Annotated in this window: 3 protein-coding genes; all 3 read right to left on the reverse strand. The window is 70.8% G+C overall.

Features of this window, described 5'->3' with window-relative positions; genetic code table 11:
* Window positions 1–142 precede the first annotated feature (142 nt).
* A complete protein-coding gene (locus tag U9980_RS21080) occupies window positions 143–2,194 on the reverse strand; it encodes a recombinase family protein (RefSeq protein WP_322769505.1) in 2,052 nt (683 codons plus the stop codon).
* A 91-nt stretch (window positions 2,195–2,285) separates the two neighbouring features.
* Window positions 2,286–2,642: a DUF6788 family protein gene (locus tag U9980_RS21085; protein ID WP_322769506.1), complete on the reverse strand. Its 357-nt coding sequence runs from the start codon at window positions 2,640–2,642 to the stop codon at window positions 2,286–2,288.
* A 20-nt stretch (window positions 2,643–2,662) separates the two neighbouring features.
* A partial coding sequence (locus tag U9980_RS21090; RefSeq protein WP_322769507.1) for a DUF5372 family protein occupies window positions 2,663–2,951 on the reverse strand: 289 nt, incomplete at its 5' end.

Consider the following 2,951-nt stretch of genomic DNA (forward strand, 5'->3'; position numbering starts at 1 on the left):
AAGGTGGCTTCATATTGCCCTCCTGCGCAGTAGCGCTTTTCTATTCCCCAGGAGTGGGTGTCTGGTTTGATGGGAGATGGCTGGGTCGGCTCGGCGGGCGTCATGTCGCTTTTGCGCCTGGCGGGGCTGGCGGGGCCCGGGATCAGGTCCTCGGGGTGGTGGTCGCGGCTGGCTGCCGGGGGCTGAGGTGGCCTGAGTCGTTGATGAGGTGCTGGAACTGCATCTTGATCTGCGGGTTCCAGGGGATGCAGAGCCGGTTGCCGGCGCCGCGGCGAGCTTGAAGGTGCCCGTGGTTAATCCAGTAGTAGACGGTGCCGGGGTTGCAGCGGAGGTCGGCGGCGACCTGGTCGACGCTGCGCTCGCCGTCCTGGTAGGGACTCGGGGTCGGGATCTTATGGACATGTCGGACCCACTGGACGGCCTTGACGTCGAACGGGCGGCCGTCGCCGGTGGTGTGCCCGTGCTCGGCGAGCAGCGCGACGAGGTCGTCGTTGCTGGTCGTGGGCCCGAGTTCGCGGATCATCGTGGTGGCAGGGGATGGGGTGCGCCGCGCGGTGCCGGGGTGCTGCGCGCGGCGGAGGTTGAGCTCGTCGGTCGTGCCGGTGTGCCAGCGGATACCGATCCGGACCCGGCCGCGGTCGGCCTCGGGCAGCAGGGTGACGTCGGCAATCAGGGTACGCAGCAGCCGTTTGCGGTCGCGGTCGGTGGTGGTCTCGGCGTGCCAGAGGCCGGGCAGATCTCCGGCCAGGGCGCGCAGCGAGTCCTGGTCGGGCAGCGGGGGCAGTGTGTCACGGGCGTCGGCCAGCGCGGCCTCGGCCTCGGCGAGCGCGGCGAGCTTCTCCTCCCACCGGTTCTCCAGGTTGCGGGTGACGAGCCGGTTTTCCGGTTCGGCGGCGGTAAACGCCCGCTCGGCGCGCTGCGCGTCGTAGCGGGCCCGCTCCGTGGCAAGTTCGGCGGCGCGGATGGAGCGGTGGTGGCGGTCGGCGACCTGGCCGGCGGCGTCGAGGGCGAGGCCGATCTGCTCGGGTGTGACCGCGTCCAGCAGTGCCTGGGTGACGGCCCTGTCCACGGTGGCGGCCAGGATCGACCGGCAGGTCGGTGTCGCGAGGCGCTGGAGCCGGGCGGAGCACTCGTAGGCCCCGTTGCCGGTCGCGTGGTAGCGGGTTCCCATCGCCCGTCCGCAGCTGCCGCAGTGGATGACGCCCTGGCAGAGCGCGTGCCCTTCCCGGGCGGGGCGCGCTCCGGCATTCGTCTGGTTCGCCGCGAGTTTCTGCTCGATGGCCAGGTAGTCGGCCCAGGTGATGTAGCCGGGATGGTGGTCGGGGATGACGATCGGCCACTGGTCGCGGGGCAGTTGGGTGGTGTGCGGGCGCACCGTCCCGTCCGGTTCGACCATCCGCCGGGTCGCGTAGCGACCGTAGACGTAAACACCGGCGTAGGCGGGGTTCTTCAACACCCCGAGTGCCCGGCTGTGGGTGAGCGGGCCCCAGCGTAGCTGGCCGGCCCACGCCCCGCCATAGGCGCGCAGCGGGAACCGGCGGCCCGCGAACGCGGTCACCACCCCGAACGCGGAGCCCGCCGCGGCGAACGCGGCGAACACATCCGTGATCGCGGCCTGGACCTCGGCGTCCGGGTCGATGACCTGACGGCCCTCGTCGTCGTAGACGTAGCCGACCGGCAGCGGGGTGCGTAGTTCGCCGCGCTCGGCGGCCGCCCGTTTCGAGGCCTGCAGCCGGCCGGCCATGATGTGCAGCTCGGCCTCGCTCATCGTCGACTTCAGCCCGAGCAGCAGGCGGTCGTTGAAGTCCGACAGGTCGTAGACCCCGTCCGTGTCGATCAACAGGGTATCCGTGAGGCGCGCGAGCTCCGCCAGCCTTGCCAGGTCCGCGTTGGAGCGGGCCAGTCGGGAGATCTCCAGGCCGAAGATCGCCCCGACCTCGCCCAGACACAGCCGCGCCATCAGGTGGCGGAACCCGTCCCGGTTGCGGGTCGAGGTCCCCGACAGCCCCAGATCCGTGTCGATCACCTCCACGTCCGCCGACGCCCAGCCCAGCGCCACCGCCCGCTCCTGCAGCGCGTACTGGCGCAGCGTCGACTCGGTGTTTTCCCGGACCTGGACCAGCGTCGACTGGCGCAGGTAGACCAGCGCCGCCCGCCGCCGATGACCCGGGGTGATCTTGTGCTCGTCGTTCATCGCTCGCTCCCAGCGCGCAGGCCGTCATGTTCGCCACCACCGCGACCGCCTCGCGGCGAGCAGGTCCGGACAGAACGGCCACGGCCATCGCTCAGGTCAGCTCGCGGCGCGCGAGCAGCTCGACGTTGATCGCCGAGATCTCGGCCAGCAGCACCTCGACCTCGCCGCCCCTCTCCAGATAGCGGTGCACGACCGAGACCAGGCGGGCCGGGACGTAGCGCAGCCGACCCCGGTCGACCTGGCGCGGGCTGAAGTACGAGTACGGCCCGTGCCCGGCGCCGCCCGCGCACGAACACCCCGGCTTGCCGCACCGGCGGGACTGCTCGACCAGCGAACCGGCCAGCACCCGCTGCGCGTCCCCGACCTCGTCGGCCAGCGCCCGTCGCCGCGCAAGAAGATCCTCCGTGCTCATCGTGCCCAGATCTGTCGGATCCTTGGGTGGACTCATCACACAAGACGATCGCACGACTACTCACTGCCATCAACGACCTGGAGAGCGCGTGTCAGCGCACTGAGCACCGCCAGACCATCGACCGACAGCCGCCCGTCCTCCGCGGACGGACCGCGGTCCGTCCATCCCGCCGGCAACGTGACCTGGCCCGAATCCGGCCGCGCACAGACAAACAACGTCCCACCCGACCACCGCTTGCTGAAGAGGACCTCCAGCCGCTGGCCGCGCAGCGCGTGGAACGGATGGACGACGACAAGGAAGTCCGAAGATCGACTGTCAGACCCGGCTGTATGCCGTGACCGTCGG

The sequence above is a fragment of the Protofrankia sp. Cr1 genome, assembly GCF_963555865.1.
Lineage (GTDB): Bacteria > Actinomycetota > Actinomycetes > Frankiales > Frankiaceae > Protofrankia.